We start from the raw sequence: 15,674 nt of genomic DNA on the forward strand, positions 1-15,674 counted from the left end.
GCGATTGCGCGCCGGCGCGGAAGCGCGTAACGCAGGCGCGGCCCGCCGGACCGCGCCCGGAAAATGCCTCGGTCATCCCCGGAGAAACCCGCCATGAGCCTGTCGTCGCCCCATGTGCTGCCGCTGCTGCTGCTGCTCGCCTCCAACGTGTTCATGACGACGGCATGGTATGGCCACCTGCGCTTTCCAGGCGCTTCCCTGCCAGTGGTGATTCTCGTCTCCTGGGGCATCGCCCTGATCGAGTATTGCCTCGCCGTGCCGGCCAACCGCATCGGCCACGCCGTGTACAGCGCCGCCGAGCTGAAGACGGTCCAGGAGGTGATCTCGCTGGCGGTGTTCGCGGTGTTTTCGGTGGTGGTCCTGGGCGAGCGCTTCACGCTCAACCATCTGGTCGGTTTCGCCCTCATCGCCCTTGGCGCGCTGTTCATTTTCCGCGGGCCGCTGTCGTCCTGACGGACGCGGGCGGTCACAGCCAGCCCATGCGGCGGAAGCGCGCGTACAGCCCCACGCACACCCCCACGATCAGGCCAAGCACGACATAATAGCCGTATTTCGTGTCCAGCTCGGGCATGTTGCGGAAGTTCATGCCGTAGATGCCGGCGATGGCGGTAGGAGCGGCGAGAATGGCGGCCCATGCCGCCAGCTGGCGGGTGATCGCCCCCTGGCGCTGCTGCTCCAGCAGGTTGCTGGCCTCAAACACCGAGGTGATGATTTCGCGCAGGCCCGCGACGCGGCTCTCCACCCGCAGCACATGGTCGTGCACGTCGCGGAAATAGGGACGCGCCGACCGGTCGACGCAGGGCAGCTCCAGATGGGCCAGCCGCCCGCACAGCTCCGACATCGGCCCCAGCGCCCGCTGGAAGCGGATCAGCGTGCGGCGCTGGCGGAACAGCCGGCTGACGTCGTCGCGCCCGGGCCGCGCCCCAAGCATGCGCTGCTCCATGGCCAGCACGTCCTCCTCAATGCTTTCGATGATCGGCAGGTAGCCGTCGACGATGAAGTCGAGAATGGCGTGCAGCACGTAATCCGGCCCCTGTGACAGCAGTCCCGGCGCCGCCTCCAGCTGCCGCCGCAGCCCGGTGTGGGCCCGGGCCGAGCCGTGCCGCACGCTGATCAGGTAGTTGCGGCCGAGAAAGAACGCCGTCTGGCCCCAGGCGAGGCCGTCGCCCTCCAGCCGCGCCGTGGCGGCGATCACGAACAGCTGGTCGTCGAACGCCTCCAGCTTGGGCAGCTGCGCGCCGCCGAGAGCGTCCTCCACCGCCAGCGGGTGCAGGCCGTAGGCGCGCTGCAGGCGCTCCAGCTCGGCGGCCTCCGGTTCGCGGAGACCTATCCAGACGAAGGAGGAGCGGTCGCGGGCGTCTGGCGGCGGGTCGTCCAGCGTCACCGGCGCCGCCGTCCTGCCGTTATGGTAAAGGAAAGCTGCGACGACCGTCATGGCTGCTCCTTCCTGCATCCGCGCCGCCGCAGCGACGGCGCCCCGCCATTGTTCCCGCGCGCGGCCGGCGCGGCAACGCCAGCCTGCGTCATCCTGGGGCGGAACCTTGCCGGGCGCCGTCCGTTGTCGGATCGGCGCCTGTCGCGAAAGCCGGCGCGGCGCCGGACGGGCGGAGGACGGCGTGAGCGGCGATGACAGGCGATGGCGGGACGAAACCGGGGGAAACCACAGCCCGGCCGCGTCCCCGCGCGGAGAAACAGCGATGGCGCACAGGGAACAGGGCGCGGCGCCGGCCGCGCCGGACAGGGTCGCAATGGTGATCGGCGACGCCGTCGCCGCAAGGCTGCGGACGCTGTACGAGGCCGTCGCGCCGGCGGCGCAGCCGCCGGAGGCCATGCGCGCCCTGCTGGCGCGTCTCGACCGTCGCTGACGCGTCCCGGATCCGCTCCCGCTCCTGTTTGTCCGCTCCCCGCTCCCCGTCCGTGCTCCTGACCGCTCCCGTCCTTCCCTCATCATGGCCGCCTTCCTGACCGCAGCCCCGGCGGCGCCGGAACCATCCCCGCCCGCCGCGGCCGGCTCTGGCGCCGGCGCCCGCATTCATGGCGTTGACGCATGTTTTCGCCTTGAATGACCGTCTCATTGAACGCATTGTGCAACCAAATCACGACGGAACGGCCGCTGATGCGGGCGGCGTCGGGCGGGAAGCCGCGACTGCGCGCGTCAGGCCAGGTTGATGGGTGGAAAATGCGACTGACAGGCAGGGAGCCGGCGGAGCGGCGCGTCCACATGCGGCGCACGGACAGGACGGTGCGGGGGCTGGCTGCGCCGGCGGCGGTTGCGGCCGCGGCGTTGCTCGCCGGCTGCGCCTTTGACGGCGGCGTGCGCGAGACGCCCCGGACCGGCGCGCCGGCGCCCGCGCATGTCACCCGCGACCAGCTGGTCGGCAAGTGGGGCGTCGCCTCCTATCACGATCCCAAGGACCGCAAGCGCACCGAGGCCCAGGCGAAGGCCCAGTGCGGCCAGCCCTATGTCATCACCGCCGGCCCCACCGACGGCGTGATGATGCATGTGGCCGACGACCCCAAGCTCTACGAGCTGCGCCTGAAGGCCGCGCCGGACGGGCGCGCCTACATCGGCTTCGAGGCCCCGGCCGGCGACCCGGCCGACCGCGAGATTCTCTCCTTCGCCAACGGCGTGCTGGAGATGCGCTTCGTCGATCCGGACGCGCACCGCCGTTACGGCACCTTCATTTTCGCGCGCTGCGGCTGACGCGGCGCAGGCGGCGGCGCCGCCCGGCGCGCCTGCGCGCGCCGCATCATGAGCCGGAAAAGGACCCGGGGGGGCCGGGCGGCCCCCGTCGGGCGGACAGGGCGCGCGAACGCCGGAGGCGGCGCGCCGTATCGTGGAGCTGGGACCATGCGACGCGCCATCGCGTACAGACGTCTTCTCGCCTGCTGCCTGCTGGCGCTGGCGCTGCTGTCCACCGGGCAGGTGGCGGCCGCGCAGCCGTTGCCGCCGCCACGGCCGGCGGCCGAATTCCGCGAGACCATGGACATCGGCGACGAGCCGGGCCGCATCTCCACCGGAGAGGTGTCCATCACCTCCGGGCCCTATGCGCGCCAGGTGGTGCTGTTCCGCACCAGCGAGCCGCCGGGCACGGTCATCATCCACACCAGCGAGCGCTTTCTCTACCTGGTGCAGGGCAACGGCCGCGCCCTGCGCTACGGCATCGGCGTGGGCCGCGAGGGCTTCCAGTGGTCGGGCCAGGTGACGGTGACGCGCAAGGCCGAGTGGCCGGACTGGCGTCCGCCGCCGGACATGCTGAAGCGCCAGCCTTACCTGCCGCGCTTCATGGCCGGCGGACCGGGCAATCCCATGGGCGCGCGCGCGCTGTATCTGGGCTCCACCGTGTTCCGCATTCACGGCACCAACCAGCCGGAGACCATCGGCCAGGCGATCTCGTCCGGCTGCTTCCGCCTGGCCAACGGCGACATCATTGACCTGTACGAGCGGGTGCCGGTGGGCACGCGCGTCATCGTCCGGCACAAGGCCGCCCTGTAAGGCGGCGGGGCGCCGCGGCGGCCGCGACGCCGCCGCGGGCCGGCGACATCAAACGCGGGAGGGGAAAACATGGCGTGGCGCAATGCCTGCAAGGCGATCGGCGCGATCTGCGTGGCGGCGGCAATGGCCGTGGCCGCGCCGCTGGCGGCGACGGCCGGCGCGCTGGACGAGGTGAAGAAGCGCGGCGAGCTGCGCTGCGGCGTCAGCGAAGGCGTCGCCGGCTTCTCGGAGAAGGACGCCTCCGGCCAGTGGAAAGGGTTTGACGCCGATTACTGCCGCGCCATCGCCGCGGCCGTGCTCGGCGATCCGGCGAAGGTGAGCTTCACCCCGCTGAGCGCCCCGGAGCGCTTCGCCGCCCTGCGGGACGGCAGGGTCGACGTGCTGGCGCGCAACACCACCTGGACGCTGGACCGCGAGGCGTCGCAGGGCGTGCTGTTCGCCGGCGTCAGCTATTACGACGGCCAGGGCTTCCTGGTGCGCCGCGCCATGGGCGTGGACAGCGCCCTGGGCCTCAGCGGCGCGAAGGTGTGCGTCGAGGACGGCACCACCACCCGGCTCAACCTGGCCGATTTTTTCCGCGCCAACTCCATGACCTATGAGGAGCTGGTCTTCCCGAACGCCGCCGAGGCCTTCGCCGCCTTCCGCGACGGCAAGTGCGACGTCCTCACCCGCGACCAGTCGGCGCTTTATGGCGAGCGGCTGCGGCTGGACCGGCCGGAGGAGGCGGTGGTGCTGGCGGACGTGATCTCCCGCGAGCCGCTGGGGCCGGCGGTGCGCGCCGATGACGTCAGCTGGTTCAATGTGGTGAAATGGATCCACTTCGCCCTGGTCAACGCCGAGGAGCTGGGCGTCGGCCAGGCGGACGTCGGGCGGGCGCTGGAATCGCAAAAGCCGGAGGTGCGCCGCTTCACGGGCGCCGAAGGCGGCTTCGGCAAGGCGCTGGGGCTGGATCCCGACTGGGCCATCCGCATGGTGAAGGCGGTGGGCAATTACGGCGAGATCTACGAGCGCAATCTCGGCGTCAACACGAAGCTGGCCGTGCCGCGCGGCCTGAACCACCTGTGGAACATGGGCGGCATCCTGTACGCGCCGCCGATGCGCTGAGCCGGCGGGCCGTCTCACGGCCCGTCGCCGCCTGCGGCGCGCCTGCGCGCCGCGCCGTCACGCCGGCCCGGGGGGCCGGCGCGCGAAACGCGCGGGAAAAACAGCGCGTCGCCGGCTGGAGGAAACGGATTTGCAGCGCGGGGCCGTCGCGGCCGTCCGTGGGGGAGGGGGCGATGCATCAGCGTGAGACCGTCGACCTGTCCGGCTATCCGGACCTTGTGGTGATCCTGCTGGGCATGCGCGTGAACACATGGCGGGGACTGAAAACGCTGCTTGGCTTTGGCCCGCGCATCACCGACGCCGCCGGACGCCGTCCGGACGGCCTGCTGCATCACGAGAGCTTCCTGTTTTCGCTGTTCCCGCCGCATGTGGGCATCCGCCAGTACTGGCGCGACTTCGACGCGCTGGAGGCCTGGGCGCGCAGCGAGCCCCACGCCCGGTGGTGGCGCGCCTTCGTGCGCGATCCGGCCGGAACCGGCTTCTGGCACGAAGCCTATTTCATGCGCGGCGGCATGGAGGCGGTGTACATCAACATGCCGGTTCGCAACGGCATGCGCGTTTTCGCGCCGGCGGCGCCCGCCCGCGGGGCGATGTTCTCCTCGCGCCGGCGCGCCGGCCTCGGCGGGCCCGAGACGCGCCCGGCGCCGGTGAGCGAGGCCAGCCTCTACGGCGACGGCGACGCCGCCTGAGCGTCCGCAGGCGGCCGCGCGCGAAAAAAAAAAAGCCCGGGCGGCGACGCCGTCCCGGGCTTCGTCATGACCGGCCGGGGAGCGCCGCCGCGGCGGCGCCTCCCGCGCGCCTTCCGGATCAGAAGGTGCGGTCGATGCGCAGGCGCGTCAGCCAGTTGTCGTCGTAGGTCACGGTCTTGCCGGTGGCGGCGCCGCCGCGGTTCTGGTCCCAGACGCGGCCCTTGCGGATGTCGATGCGCTCGTAGAGCACCTCGACGCCGATGTCGAGGTCCTTGACCGGCGACCAGATCAGGTTGCCCGAACCCACGAACTGGCTGTAGTCGCGGAAGGCGGCGTTATACACGCCGGCGCCGGTGTTGAGGTTGCCCAGCGGGCCGGTGATGCGGGCGGCGGCCGGGAACCTGACCTGGCCGTAGGACGCGCTGACGCCCGAACGCAGCTGCGGGGTCCAGTAGTGCAGGAACGCAGCGGCGACCGACCAGCTCTCGGTCTGCTTGATGGCGCCGGTGGCCGGGTCGACATAGCCGTCGATCTTGGTGGCGGCGAAGCGGGTGCCGCCGCCGATGCCGCCGGTGGTCACGCTGTCGCGGCCGGTGGGAACGTCCATGCCGGTGTAGGACATGGCGCCCCTGGCGTAAGCGGCCTGCAGCCACAGGGCGTCGCCCGGGGCGATGAACGGCAGGTTGAACTTCACGCCGCCCTGCACGGCGTAGCCCCACTTCGCGTCAGGGCGACGGGCCGTTCCGCCGTTCTCGAAGCCGCTGTTGACGAAGTTGCCGGGCGCGATCTGGTGCACGGCGGCCGACAGCTGGGCGGAGCCCCAGCCCTGGTCGACGCGCAGGTTGGCGACGAAGTCCGGAACGTTCAGGCGCTGCTCGATGGCGAGGTAGGTGAAGCCCACCGGGCGGCCAGCGGCGTCATAGGTGGTCACCGGAGCGGCGAAGGTGCAGCCGATCACGCCGCCGTTGACGCAGAACGGGCTGTAGGCGCCGCCGGCCAGACCGCCGGCCTGGGTGGTGACATAGGCGCGGCCGGTGGCCGGGTTGAAGGCGCCGGCGCCGAAGTACAGGGGATTGCGACGGAAGGTCGGGTCTTCCATCGAGAGCGTGGCGCTGAAACCGTTGCCGAACTTGGCGGTGTAGGCCAGCAGGTTGGTGGAGCCGACGTTGGAGGCCAGCGTCATGCCGGTCAGGTCGACGTCGGAGGCGTAGAAATCATAGAACGACGCGGCGCGGCCGGCGGTCAGGCCGGCGAACTGGATGAACGCCTTGTCGACTTCCACATACTTGTAGGCCCGGTTGTAGGTGTCGACGCCGGTGGCGTTGAACGCGGACGGGCCGTTGTTGCGCAGCGTGCCGGAGGCGCCGTGCTGCTGTCCGGTGCGGCTGGCGATGTCAAAGCGCACGAAGGTGCGCAGCGTGCCCCACTCGGTCGACGTGCGGGCGTCCGCCTGGATGCGGCCCGAGACGATATAGTTCGACTTGTCCTGGCCGGACTGGGCCCGGTACTGGGCGAACTCGTAGCCGAACGACACGCGGCCGCCAACGCGGATGCAGGTGTCGGTGCCGGGGATGTAGAAGAAGCCGACGCCGTGGGTCGAGCAGACCTTCACATACTCCACCGGCGCAGCCTTGGAGGCGGGAAGGTCAGCGGCGTGCGCCGCGGTGACGGCGAGAAAGCCGGTGGCTGACCCAAGCAGCAGGGCCTTTGCAAGCTTCATGGCCTGAACCTCTGAAAGTAATGGTTTTTCCAGTCGCGGGGGGAGGTTCCCAAGGGGCAGGAAGGGGCCGGACCCGCGCTGGTCCGCTTTCATGCGGAGCAATTGGTCGAATTTGACCAATAACGCGAACGTAGCGTCATCATTTGCGGAGGCAACAGCGCGAAGGATCAAATACGCTGCAGTGCGGCGCAGTTTGGCGCATGTGTCACAAAAAAACACGACTGTGACCGTTTGGTGGGCGCCTGCAACGCAATGACCACGCGCCCGCCGCCTCCTGCGGTCACGGGCGGGCGGCGGGGCGCGGGGCCGGATCAGGCCGTGGCGGTCGCCGCCGGTCCGGCAGGCGCGGACGGAGCGCGGCGAAGGCCGCGCGCGCCGCCTCGCCCACCTGCGCGTAATGGGCGGCCAGCGGGCTGCTGCGCCGCCACACCATGCCGATGGTGCGGGTGGGGTGCGGCGCCGGCAGGCGGGTGACGCTCACCGCGGCGGCGCCTGTCTCCGCCTGCACCGCCATTTCCGGAATCAGGGTCACCCCGATGCCGGCGCCCACCATGCGCACCAGGGTGGAGAGCGAACTGCCCTCCATCATGTCCTTCGGCGCGCTGCGGATGTTGCAGAACGCCAGCGCCTGGTCGCGGAAGCAGTGTCCCTCCTCCAGCAGCAGCAGGCGCATGGCCTTCAGCCCCTCCAGGTCCGGCGGCGGCCGGTCACTGTCCGCCAGCGGCCGCGCCAGGATGAACTCCTCCTCAAACAGCGGCTGCGCCGCCAGCCCTGGCCCGGCCACGGGCAGCGCCACCACGGCGCAGTCCAGCGTCCCTTCCGCCAGGTCCGCCAGGAGCTTTTGCGTCACCGCTTCGCGCGGGCGCAGGTCCACGTCCGGAAACTGCCCGGCGAGGCGCCGCATCACCTCCGGCAGCAGATAAGGCGCCACGGTGGGGATCATGCCGATGCGCAGCTGGCCGGCCAGCGCCTGGCCATAGGCGCGCGGCAGGTCCTCCAGCTCGTCCACCGCCTGCAGGATGTCGCGGGCGCGGGCGGCGAAGGCCTCGCCGAGGGCGGTGAGCCGGATCTGGCGGTGGTCGCGCTCCACCAGCTGCGCCTGCAGCTGCTCCTCCAGCTCGCGGACCTGCAGCGACAGCGCCGGCTGGCTGATGGCGCACGCCTCCGCGGCGCGGCCGAAATGGCGGTGGCGGGCCAGGGCGACGAAATAGCGGAGCTGCCTGAGGGATATCATTTGCATAACTTATCGAAGCGATTTGAAAATTCAAGTTCTCATTATGAATGGAATATGCTTAGACAGTACCGGCCGGACGGGTCGCCGGCGCCAGGGAAACCGCCGGAAACAGGCGGCCCGCGACTGGAAGGGGATTGTCATGGAAAACAACGATAATCGCAGCGTCGGCAAGTGCCCGGTGGCGCACGGCGCCATGACGCGGGCGGGCGCGTCCGTCACCGCGTTCTGGCCCAACGCCCTCAACCTCGACATCCTTCACCAGCACGACGTGAAGACCAACCCGCTGGGCAAGGACTTCAACTATCGCGAGGAGGTGAAGAAGCTGGACTTCGAGGCGCTGCGCCGGGATCTGCTGGCGCTGATGGAGGACAGCCAGGACTGGTGGCCGGCCGACTGGGGCACCTATGTCGGGGCCATGGCGCGCATGACTTGGCACGCCGCCGGCTCCTACCGCAACACCGACGGGCGCGGCGGCGCCGGCACGGGCAACCAGCGCTTCGCCCCGCTGAACTCCTGGCCGGACAACGCCAACACCGACAAGCCGCGCCGCCTGCTGTGGCCGATCAAGAAGAAATACGGCAACCGCATCAGCTGGGCCGACCTGATCGCGCTCGCCGGCACCATCGCCTATGAGAAGGCCGGCCTGAAGACCTATGGCTTCGCCTTCGGCCGCGAGGACATCTGGCACCCGGAGAAGGACACCTACTGGGGCGACGAGAAGGAGTGGCTGGCGCCCTCCGACAACCGCTACGACGACGTCGGCGACGCGAAGACGCTGAAGAACCCCCTCGCCGCCGTGCAGATGGGCCTGATCTACGTCAATCCGGAAGGCGTCAACGGCCAGCCCGATCCGCTGAAAACCGCCGCCATGATGCGCGAGACCTTCGCGCGCATGGGCATGAACGATGAAGAGACCGTCGCGCTCACCGCCGGCGGCCACACCATCGGCAAGGCCCACGGCAACGGCGATCCCGCCAATCTGAGCCCGGCGCCGGAGGCGGCGGACCTGGAGTTCCAGGGCCTCGGCTGGATGAACACCAGGACCCGCGGCGTCGGCCGCGACCAGGTGGTCTCGGGCCTCGAGGGCGCATGGACCACCCATCCCACCCGCTGGGACAACGGCTTCTTCGAGATGCTGTTCAAGCACGAATGGAAGCTGGTGAAGTCGCCGGCCGGGGCCTGGCAGTATGAGCCGGTGTCGATCGCCGAGGAGGACAGGCCGGTGGACGTGGAGGATCCGTCGATCCGCCACAATCCGATGATGACCGACGCCGACATGGCGCTGAAGGCGGATCCGGTGTACCGGGAGATCGCCCTGCGCTTCAAGGACGACTTCGAGGCCTTCTCCGACGCCTTCGCCCGCGCCTGGTTCAAGCTGACCCACCGCGACATGGGGCCGAAGTCGCGTTACATCGGTCCGTGGGCGCCGAAGGAGGACCTGATCTGGCAGGATCCCGTCCCGGCCGGCGCCAGGGACTATGACGTGGTCGCGGTGAAGGCGAAGATCCTCTCGGCCGGCGTTCCGGCGGCCGACCTGATCGCCACCGCCTGGGACAGCGCCCGCACCTTCCGCGGCTCCGACAAGCGCGGCGGCGCCAACGGCGCCCGCATCCGCCTCGCGCCGCAGAAGGACTGGGAGGCCAACGAGCCGCAGCGTCTGGCCCGCGTGCTCGCCGCGCTGGAGCCGATCGCCGCCGAGACCGGCGCCAGCATCGCTGACGTTATCGTGCTCGCCGGCAACGTCGCCATCGAGCAGGCCGCCAAGGCCGCCGGCTTCGACGTGACTGTGCCGTTCGCGCCCGGCCGCGGCGACGCCACCCAGGAGCAGACCGACGTTGAATCCTTCGCGGTGCTGGAGCCGCTCGCCGACGGCTTCCGCAACTACCAGAAGGAGCAGTTCGCGGTCTCGCCCGAGGAGCTCATGCTCGACCGCGCCCAGCTGCTGGGCCTGACCGGTCCCGAAATGACGGTGCTGGTGGGCGGCCTGCGCGTGCTCGGCGCCAACTACGGCGGCTCGAAGGACGGCGTGTTCACCGACCGCGTCGGCGCGCTGACCAACGACTTCTTCGTCAATCTCACCGACATGCGCTACAGCTGGGTCCCGGTGGGCTGGAACAGCTACGAGATCCGCGACCGCAAGACCGGCGTGACCAAGTGGACCGCCACCCGCTGCGACCTGGTGTTCGGCTCCAATTCGATCCTGCGCGCCTACGCCGAGGTCTACGCCCAGGACGACAATGCGGAGAAGTTCGTGAAGGACTTCGTCGCCGCCTGGACGAAGGTGATGAACAACGACCGCTTCGACCTGCTCGACTGAGCCGGCGGACGCACGCCGCACATGAACGGCCCGCGGCCCTGCGCCGCGGGCTTTTTTCGTCGCCGCGCGCCCCCGCCGCGGGCGGGCCGGCCGGCGACGCGGGGAACCGGCGCGCCGCCGCCACGTTGACCCCGTGAGGGCGGCGCTCCGCCGCCAGGCAGGAAAACGGCATGTTCTGGAAAAAACGCGGCAGGATCATCATGGACGGCGAGCAGGCCCGCGCCGGCTCGTGGGGCGTGAGGGCGCTTTACGTGCTGCTCGCCAGCCTCGCCCTGGCTTCGGCGGCGTGGCTGGTGCTGGAGATCTGGGGCGGCGGCCCGCCGCGCATCCAGTAACGCCCTTGCGGCCGGGCCTGCGCGCCGGCGCCCCGGCGGCCGGAAAGCCGGCGGGCCCGGCGGAAAGTCGCGCGCGCGGCGGCGCGGGTTATTGTCCCGGCGGCCGTTTCGGGACATCCTGGCCCGCGCCTCTCACGCGGAACGCCCGATGTCCCAGCAAGCCACGCCAGCCAGCACGTCTCACGCCGCCCCCGGCGCCGCCGCGGCGTCGCGGCTGGCGCCGTTCCGGTTCATCGACCTGTTCGCCGGCATCGGCGGCCTGCGCCTTGGCTTTGAGGCCATCGGCGGGCGCTGCGTCTTCACCTCGGAGTGGGATCCGGCGGCGCGCAAGACCTACCAGGCCAATTTCCGCGACAATCACGAGCTGGCCGGCGACATCCGCGCCTATTCCGCCGATCCGGACCGGGTGCCGGAGCATGACGTGCTGCTGGCCGGCTTTCCCTGCCAGCCCTTCTCCATCGCCGGGGTCTCCAAGAAGAACGCGCTGGGGCGTCCACACGGCTTCCTGTGCGACACCCAGGGCACGCTGTTCTTCGACACCGCCCGCATCATCGCCCACCACCGGCCGGCGGCCTTCGTGCTGGAGAACGTGCGCAACCTGGTGAGCCACGACCGCGGCCGCACCTTCGCCACCATCATGCACGTGCTCTCCAGCGAGCTCGGCTATCACGTGCAGAGCCGCATCATCAACGCGCGCCACTGGGTGCCGCAGAACCGCGAGCGCATTTTCATCGTCGGTTTCCGCGAGCGCACCGGCTTCGACATGGCGGCGCTGCAGCCGCCGGAAGGCGGCCCCACCCTCGGCGACATCCTCCAGCCCCACTACGAGGTGGACGCCAAATACACCCTGTCGCCGAAGCTGTGGGCGTATCTGCAGGCCTACCGCGCCCGGCACGCGGCGCGGGGCAACGGCTTCGGCTACGGCCTGTTCGGTCCCGGCGACGTCGCCCGCACCCTGTCCGCCCGCTATTACAAGGACGGTTCGGAAATCCTCATCGCCCAGCCGGGCGGCCGCCCGCGCCGGCTCACGCCGCTGGAATGCGCCCGGCTGATGGGCTTCGAGCGCGGCGACCGGCGCTGGATCATCCCGGTGTCGGACACCCAGGCCTACCGCCAGTTCGGCAACGCCGTGGCCCCGCCGGTGGTGGAGTTCCTCGCGGCCGCCATGCAGCCGTGGCTGGCGCAGGCGTGCGCCGCCGCCGCCCGGGAGACGGACGCCGCCGCGCTCAGCCGTCGCGCCGCCGGCGTATGAAGTCCGCCGCATGGACGATGGCCGCCGCGCCTTCTTCCAGCTGCGGCCAGTAAAAATGCCAGACGTGGAACATCTCCTTCCACACCGCCAGCTCGCTGTCGACGCCGGCGGCGATGAGGCGCTGGTGCATGCGCACCGCGTCGCCGAACAGCACCTCGCGGTCGCCGACCTGGATCAGCGTCGGCGGCAGGCCGTCCAGCCGGGCGAACAGCGGCGAGGCGAGGCCGTTGAGCGGATCGGCGTCGCCGAGGTAACGCCGGGCGTGCCAGACGATGTCGGCGCGCTGGATGATCGGGTCCACTCCGGCCAGAAACTCATAGCTGCTGCTGCTGGCGGTCATGTCCACCCACGGGCTGGCCGCCGCCAGGGCGGAGGGGGCGGCGAGACCGCGGTCGCGGGCGACGATGGCCGTGGCGAAGGCGAGGCCGCCGCCGGCGGAATCGCCCATGATGGCCACGGAGCCCTCCGGCCGCCCGCGGGTCAGCGCCTCCCAGGCCGCGGCCGCGTCCTCCACGGCGGCGGGGAAGGGCGCCTCGGGCGCCAGCCGGTAGTGAATCGCCCAGACCTCGCCGCCCAGCTCCGCCGCCAGCCTGGAGACCAGATGCCGGTGCGAGACCGGCGAGCCGAGGGTGTAGCCGCCGCCGTGCAGGTAGAGCACGCAGGGGCCGTCTCCGGCCACATGCCGCTCGGCAGGCACGCCGCCCAGCTCCGCCGCCCCGATGGCGACGCCGGCCGCGGGCGCGAACAGCCCGGCGAAGCGGTCGTATTTCGGCCGGTTCACATGCTCGCCGTCCGCGAGGTTCAGCGGCCGCGTGCGGAAATGGTCGATGAGCGCCCTGAGCCTGTCGCTGGCCATGGGTGGGGTCCCTCCCGGCGGGCCGGGGCGCGCCGGCGCGCCTGGCGGCGGGCCCGACCCTGACCGTTGCTGCTGTTCCGGGCCCTGCAGGGCCGCGTTCGCCGACATATGACGCCATCGCCCCGCGGCTGGCAATGCGGGACGCGGCGCCGCGCCTCAGCCGCGCCAGTCGAGGCCGATGTCCAGCACCGGCGCGCTGTGGGTGAGCCAGCCGATGGAGATGAGGTCGACGCCGGTCATGGCGATGGCCGGCGCCGTTTCGGCCGTCACGCGGCCGGAGGCCTCGGTGACCGCCCGCCCGTTCACCATGGCCACCGCCTCGCGCAGCTGCTCGGGGGTCATGTTGTCGAGCAGCACCGCGTCCACCCGGTGCTCCAGCGCCTCGCGCAGCTGCGCGAGCGTGTCGACCTCAACCTCCACCTTCACCATGTGGCCCACATGGGCGCGCACCCGGCTGATGGCGGCGCCGACGCCGCCAGCGATGGCGATGTGATTGTCCTTGACCAGCGCCGCGTCATCGAGGCCGAAGCGGTGGTTGGAGCCGCCGCCGGCGCGCACGGCGTATTTCTCCACGGCGCGCAGGCCTGGCGTGGTCTTGCGCGTGCACGCCACCCGCGCATGGGCGCCGGTGGCGGCGATGGCGCGCACGACGCTGGCGGTGGCGCTGGCGACGCCGCTGAGATGACCAAGGAAGTTGAGCGCCGTGCGCTCCGCCGTGAGGATTCCGCGCGCCGGCCCCTCGATCGTGGCGATCACCGCGCCCGGCTCCAGCGGCGCCCCGTCCTGCAGCCGCGCCTCCACGCGGATGGAGGGGTCAATGAGCTGGAACGCCAGAACCGCCAGATCCAGCCCGGCCAGCACGCCGGCGTCGCGGGCGGTGAGCTGCAGCCGCGCCATGTGGCCGGCGGGGGCGATGGCGTCGCTGGTGACGTCGCCGGCGCGGCCGAGATCCTCCAGCAGGGCGGCGCGCACGAGAGGCTCCAGCATCACGCGCGGCAGCGGGGCGAGGGCAGGGGTTTCAGTCATGGGCATGGTTCCGGTGGATGAAAGGGGTCAGGCCGGATGCGCCGCGGCGCGCGGCGGCGCGGCGTAAGGCGCAAGGGCTGTCGCCGGGTCGAGAAACTGCCGGCGGCTGGCGGGCGCGCGTCCGGGACAGTCGCGGCGGAAATGGGCGCCGCGGCTTTCGGCGCGCGCCAGCGCCGCATGGGCGATGAGCAGGCCGGCGAGGGCCGCCTCCTGCTCCGGCGCGGGCGGCGGCGCGGCGGGGCTGGCGTCGCGCTGCGGCGACCAGGCCGCCAGCGGCGCCAGCGCCGTGACGGCGCGGGAGAGACCGGCGGCGTCGCGCTCCAGCCCCACGTCGCGGCTCATGATCTGGCGCACGCGCGCCAGCGCCGGGGCGTCCGCGGCGGGGGGCGCCGGCGTCTCCTCCGCGAGCGCCAGCCGCGGCCCGCGCGGCTGCGCCCCCGCGTCGCGGATGGCGGCGCCGGCGCGGGCGCCGCAGACCAGCGCGTCGACGAGCGAATTGCTGGCCAGCCGGTTGGCGCCGTGCAGCCCGGTGCAGGCCACTTCGCCGCAGGCCCACAGGCCGGCGACGCTGGCGCGCCCGTCCGCGTCCACGGCGACGCCGCCCATGTGGTAGTGCGCCGCCGGGGCCACCGGCAGCAGGTCCCGCGCCGGATCCAGCCCGTGGCGGGCGCAGATGGCGGCGATGCCGGGAAAGCGCCGGGCAAAGCCGGCTCCCGGCCGCTCCCTCGCATCCAGAAACACCCGCCGGCCGGCGGCGATCTGCCGCCAGATGGCGCGGGCGACCACGTCGCGCGGCGCCAGTTCCTGTCCGGGAACGCCGGCCATGAAGCGCTCGCCCAGGTCATTGACCAGAACCGCGCCCTCGCCGCGCACCGCCTCGCTCACCAGCGGGGCCGGGGCCGCATGCGCCGCCGCCCGCTCCGGCGCCAGCGCCAGCGCCGTGGGGTGAAACTGCATGAACTCCATGTCCGCCAGCCGCGCCCCGGCCCGCGCCGCCATGGCGAGGCCGCCGCCGGCGCTGGCCAGCGGGCAGGTGGCGTTGGGATAGAGCCCGCCGGCGCCGCCCGTGGCGAGCGCCACGGCGCCGGCAGGCAGCGTGGCGAGGCGTCCGTCCCGCTCCAGGACCACGCCGGTCACCGCGCCGTCGCGGGTGAGGATGCGGCGGGCGCGCGTGCCCTCCAGCACCGTGACATGGCCGGCGGCGCGCACCGCGGCGACGAGGGCGCGCACCACTTCGGCGCCGGTGGCGTCGCCGCGGGCGTGGGCGATGCGGCGCCGGCTGTGGGCCGCCTCCAGGCCGAGGGCGAGTGAGCCGTCCGGCGCGCGGTCGAAGCGCGCGCCCAGCGCCGCCAGCCGCCGCACCGCCCCCGGCGCGGCCGCGATGATGGACGCCGCCGCCTCCCCGTCGCACAGCCCGTCGCCGGCGGCCAGGGTGTCGGCCAGATGCAGGGCGACGTCGTCGTCAGGGCCGAGGGCGGCGGCGAGGCCGCCCTGGGCGAGCGCGCTGGAGGAGATCTCCCCAAGGGCGCCGGCAGTGACCAGCACGCACGGCGCCGGGGCGAGGGCGAGGGCCGCCGCCAGGCCGGCGACGCCGGAGCCGATGATCGCCGGCAGGCCGGCGAGCGGGGCGAGCGCCGGGCGCATC

The 15,674-nt window shown here is 72.0% G+C and carries 15 protein-coding genes; 9 read left to right on the forward strand and 6 right to left on the reverse strand.

From position 1 onward, the window contains the following. The first annotated feature begins 93 nt into the window (after positions 1-93). The gene (locus tag ACFFJB_RS02505; RefSeq protein ID WP_376829222.1) at positions 94-453 is read left to right on the forward strand and encodes a DMT family protein; all 360 of its coding nucleotides are present in this window, start codon (positions 94-96) and stop codon (positions 451-453) included. A gap of 13 nt (positions 454-466) precedes the next feature. Here ACFFJB_RS02505 and ACFFJB_RS02510 read toward each other — a convergent pair whose 3' ends face one another. Further along, positions 467-1,435 carry a magnesium and cobalt transport protein CorA gene (locus ACFFJB_RS02510; protein WP_376829224.1) on the reverse strand — a complete coding sequence of 323 codons (969 nt, stop codon included), beginning with the start codon at positions 1,433-1,435 and terminating at the stop codon, positions 467-469. 262 nt (positions 1,436-1,697) lie between these two features. Between ACFFJB_RS02510 and ACFFJB_RS02515 the strand changes: the two genes are divergently transcribed. The 5 genes from ACFFJB_RS02515 (at position 1,698) to ACFFJB_RS02535 (ending at position 5,289) form a co-directional block, all read left to right on the forward strand. Continuing rightward, positions 1,698-1,865, forward strand: coding sequence for a hypothetical protein (locus ACFFJB_RS02515; protein ID WP_376829226.1), 168 nt, complete (start codon positions 1,698-1,700; stop codon positions 1,863-1,865). A gap of 314 nt (positions 1,866-2,179) precedes the next feature. Then, complete coding sequence (locus ACFFJB_RS02520) at positions 2,180-2,704, forward strand: hypothetical protein (protein WP_376829228.1); 525 nt, start codon at positions 2,180-2,182, stop codon at positions 2,702-2,704. Between the two features lie 147 nt (positions 2,705-2,851). Continuing rightward, positions 2,852-3,496 carry a L,D-transpeptidase gene (locus ACFFJB_RS02525; RefSeq protein WP_376829229.1) on the forward strand — a complete coding sequence of 215 codons (645 nt, stop codon included), beginning with the start codon at positions 2,852-2,854 and terminating at the stop codon, positions 3,494-3,496. 69 nt (positions 3,497-3,565) lie between these two features. Then, positions 3,566-4,600: an amino acid ABC transporter substrate-binding protein gene (locus ACFFJB_RS02530; protein ID WP_376829231.1), complete on the forward strand. Its 1,035-nt coding sequence runs from the start codon at positions 3,566-3,568 to the stop codon at positions 4,598-4,600. Positions 4,601-4,773: 173 nt separating this feature from the next. Further along, a complete protein-coding gene (locus ACFFJB_RS02535) occupies positions 4,774-5,289 on the forward strand; it encodes a DUF4188 domain-containing protein (RefSeq protein WP_376829233.1) in 516 nt (171 codons plus the stop codon). A 118-nt stretch (positions 5,290-5,407) separates the two neighbouring features. Here ACFFJB_RS02535 and ACFFJB_RS02540 read toward each other — a convergent pair whose 3' ends face one another. Continuing rightward, positions 5,408-7,009 carry a porin gene (locus ACFFJB_RS02540; RefSeq protein WP_376829235.1) on the reverse strand — a complete coding sequence of 534 codons (1,602 nt, stop codon included), beginning with the start codon at positions 7,007-7,009 and terminating at the stop codon, positions 5,408-5,410. A 280-nt stretch (positions 7,010-7,289) separates the two neighbouring features. After that, positions 7,290-8,249, reverse strand: coding sequence for a LysR substrate-binding domain-containing protein (locus ACFFJB_RS02545; RefSeq protein WP_376829237.1), 960 nt, complete (start codon positions 8,247-8,249; stop codon positions 7,290-7,292). A gap of 133 nt (positions 8,250-8,382) precedes the next feature. Between ACFFJB_RS02545 and katG the strand changes: the two genes are divergently transcribed. The 3 genes from katG to dcm all read left to right on the forward strand — a co-directional run bounded on the left by katG (position 8,383) and on the right by dcm (position 12,147). Next, positions 8,383-10,560, forward strand: a complete 2,178-nt coding sequence (katG, locus tag ACFFJB_RS02550) for a catalase/peroxidase HPI (protein ID WP_376829239.1) — start codon at positions 8,383-8,385, stop codon at positions 10,558-10,560. A 170-nt stretch (positions 10,561-10,730) separates the two neighbouring features. Continuing rightward, positions 10,731-10,895 carry a hypothetical protein gene (locus ACFFJB_RS02555; protein WP_376829241.1) on the forward strand — a complete coding sequence of 55 codons (165 nt, stop codon included), beginning with the start codon at positions 10,731-10,733 and terminating at the stop codon, positions 10,893-10,895. A gap of 148 nt (positions 10,896-11,043) precedes the next feature. Next, positions 11,044-12,147, forward strand: coding sequence for a DNA (cytosine-5-)-methyltransferase (dcm, locus tag ACFFJB_RS02560; protein ID WP_376829243.1), 1,104 nt, complete (start codon positions 11,044-11,046; stop codon positions 12,145-12,147). On the opposite strand, the gene ACFFJB_RS02565 is transcribed toward dcm, so the two are convergent. The 3 genes from ACFFJB_RS02565 to ACFFJB_RS02575 form a co-directional block, all read right to left on the reverse strand. Further along, entirely contained in the window at positions 12,122-13,003 is an 882-nt protein-coding gene (locus ACFFJB_RS02565) for an alpha/beta hydrolase (RefSeq protein ID WP_376829245.1), read from the reverse strand. The two genes, dcm and ACFFJB_RS02565, sit on opposite strands and share 26 nt — an antisense overlap. 156 nt (positions 13,004-13,159) lie before the next feature. After that, positions 13,160-14,029, reverse strand: coding sequence for a carboxylating nicotinate-nucleotide diphosphorylase (gene nadC, locus ACFFJB_RS02570; RefSeq protein ID WP_376829247.1), 870 nt, complete (start codon positions 14,027-14,029; stop codon positions 13,160-13,162). A gap of 27 nt (positions 14,030-14,056) precedes the next feature. Next, a complete protein-coding gene (locus tag ACFFJB_RS02575; protein ID WP_376829249.1) occupies positions 14,057-15,673 on the reverse strand; it encodes an L-aspartate oxidase in 1,617 nt (538 codons plus the stop codon). Between the last annotated feature and the right edge of the window lies 1 nt (position 15,674).

Source organism: Camelimonas abortus (assembly GCF_042432745.1).
In the GTDB taxonomy this organism is placed as follows: Bacteria; Pseudomonadota; Alphaproteobacteria; order Rhizobiales; family Beijerinckiaceae; genus Camelimonas; species Camelimonas abortus.

Bases quoted from the DNA above. Each gene is read 5' to 3' on its own strand.
- ACFFJB_RS02505 (WP_376829222.1), top strand. From the start codon at position 94: ATGAGCCTGTCGTCGCCCCATGTGCTGCCGCTGCTGCTGCTGCTCGCC.
- ACFFJB_RS02510 (WP_376829224.1), bottom strand. From the start codon at position 1,435: ATGACGGTCGTCGCAGCTTTCCTTTACCATAACGGCAGGACGGCGGCG.
- ACFFJB_RS02515 (WP_376829226.1), top strand. From the start codon at position 1,698: ATGGCGCACAGGGAACAGGGCGCGGCGCCGGCCGCGCCGGACAGGGTC.
- ACFFJB_RS02520 (WP_376829228.1), top strand. From the start codon at position 2,180: ATGCGACTGACAGGCAGGGAGCCGGCGGAGCGGCGCGTCCACATGCGG.
- ACFFJB_RS02525 (WP_376829229.1), top strand. From the start codon at position 2,852: ATGCGACGCGCCATCGCGTACAGACGTCTTCTCGCCTGCTGCCTGCTG.
- ACFFJB_RS02530 (WP_376829231.1), top strand. From the start codon at position 3,566: ATGGCGTGGCGCAATGCCTGCAAGGCGATCGGCGCGATCTGCGTGGCG.
- ACFFJB_RS02535 (WP_376829233.1), top strand. From the start codon at position 4,774: ATGCATCAGCGTGAGACCGTCGACCTGTCCGGCTATCCGGACCTTGTG.
- ACFFJB_RS02540 (WP_376829235.1), bottom strand. From the start codon at position 7,009: ATGAAGCTTGCAAAGGCCCTGCTGCTTGGGTCAGCCACCGGCTTTCTC.
- ACFFJB_RS02545 (WP_376829237.1), bottom strand. From the start codon at position 8,249: ATGCAAATGATATCCCTCAGGCAGCTCCGCTATTTCGTCGCCCTGGCC.
- katG (WP_376829239.1), top strand. From the start codon at position 8,383: ATGGAAAACAACGATAATCGCAGCGTCGGCAAGTGCCCGGTGGCGCAC.
- ACFFJB_RS02555 (WP_376829241.1), top strand. From the start codon at position 10,731: ATGTTCTGGAAAAAACGCGGCAGGATCATCATGGACGGCGAGCAGGCC.
- dcm (WP_376829243.1), top strand. From the start codon at position 11,044: ATGTCCCAGCAAGCCACGCCAGCCAGCACGTCTCACGCCGCCCCCGGC.
- ACFFJB_RS02565 (WP_376829245.1), bottom strand. From the start codon at position 13,003: ATGGCCAGCGACAGGCTCAGGGCGCTCATCGACCATTTCCGCACGCGG.
- nadC (WP_376829247.1), bottom strand. From the start codon at position 14,029: ATGACTGAAACCCCTGCCCTCGCCCCGCTGCCGCGCGTGATGCTGGAG.
- ACFFJB_RS02575 (WP_376829249.1), bottom strand. From the start codon at position 15,673: ATGCGCCCGGCGCTCGCCCCGCTCGCCGGCCTGCCGGCGATCATCGGC.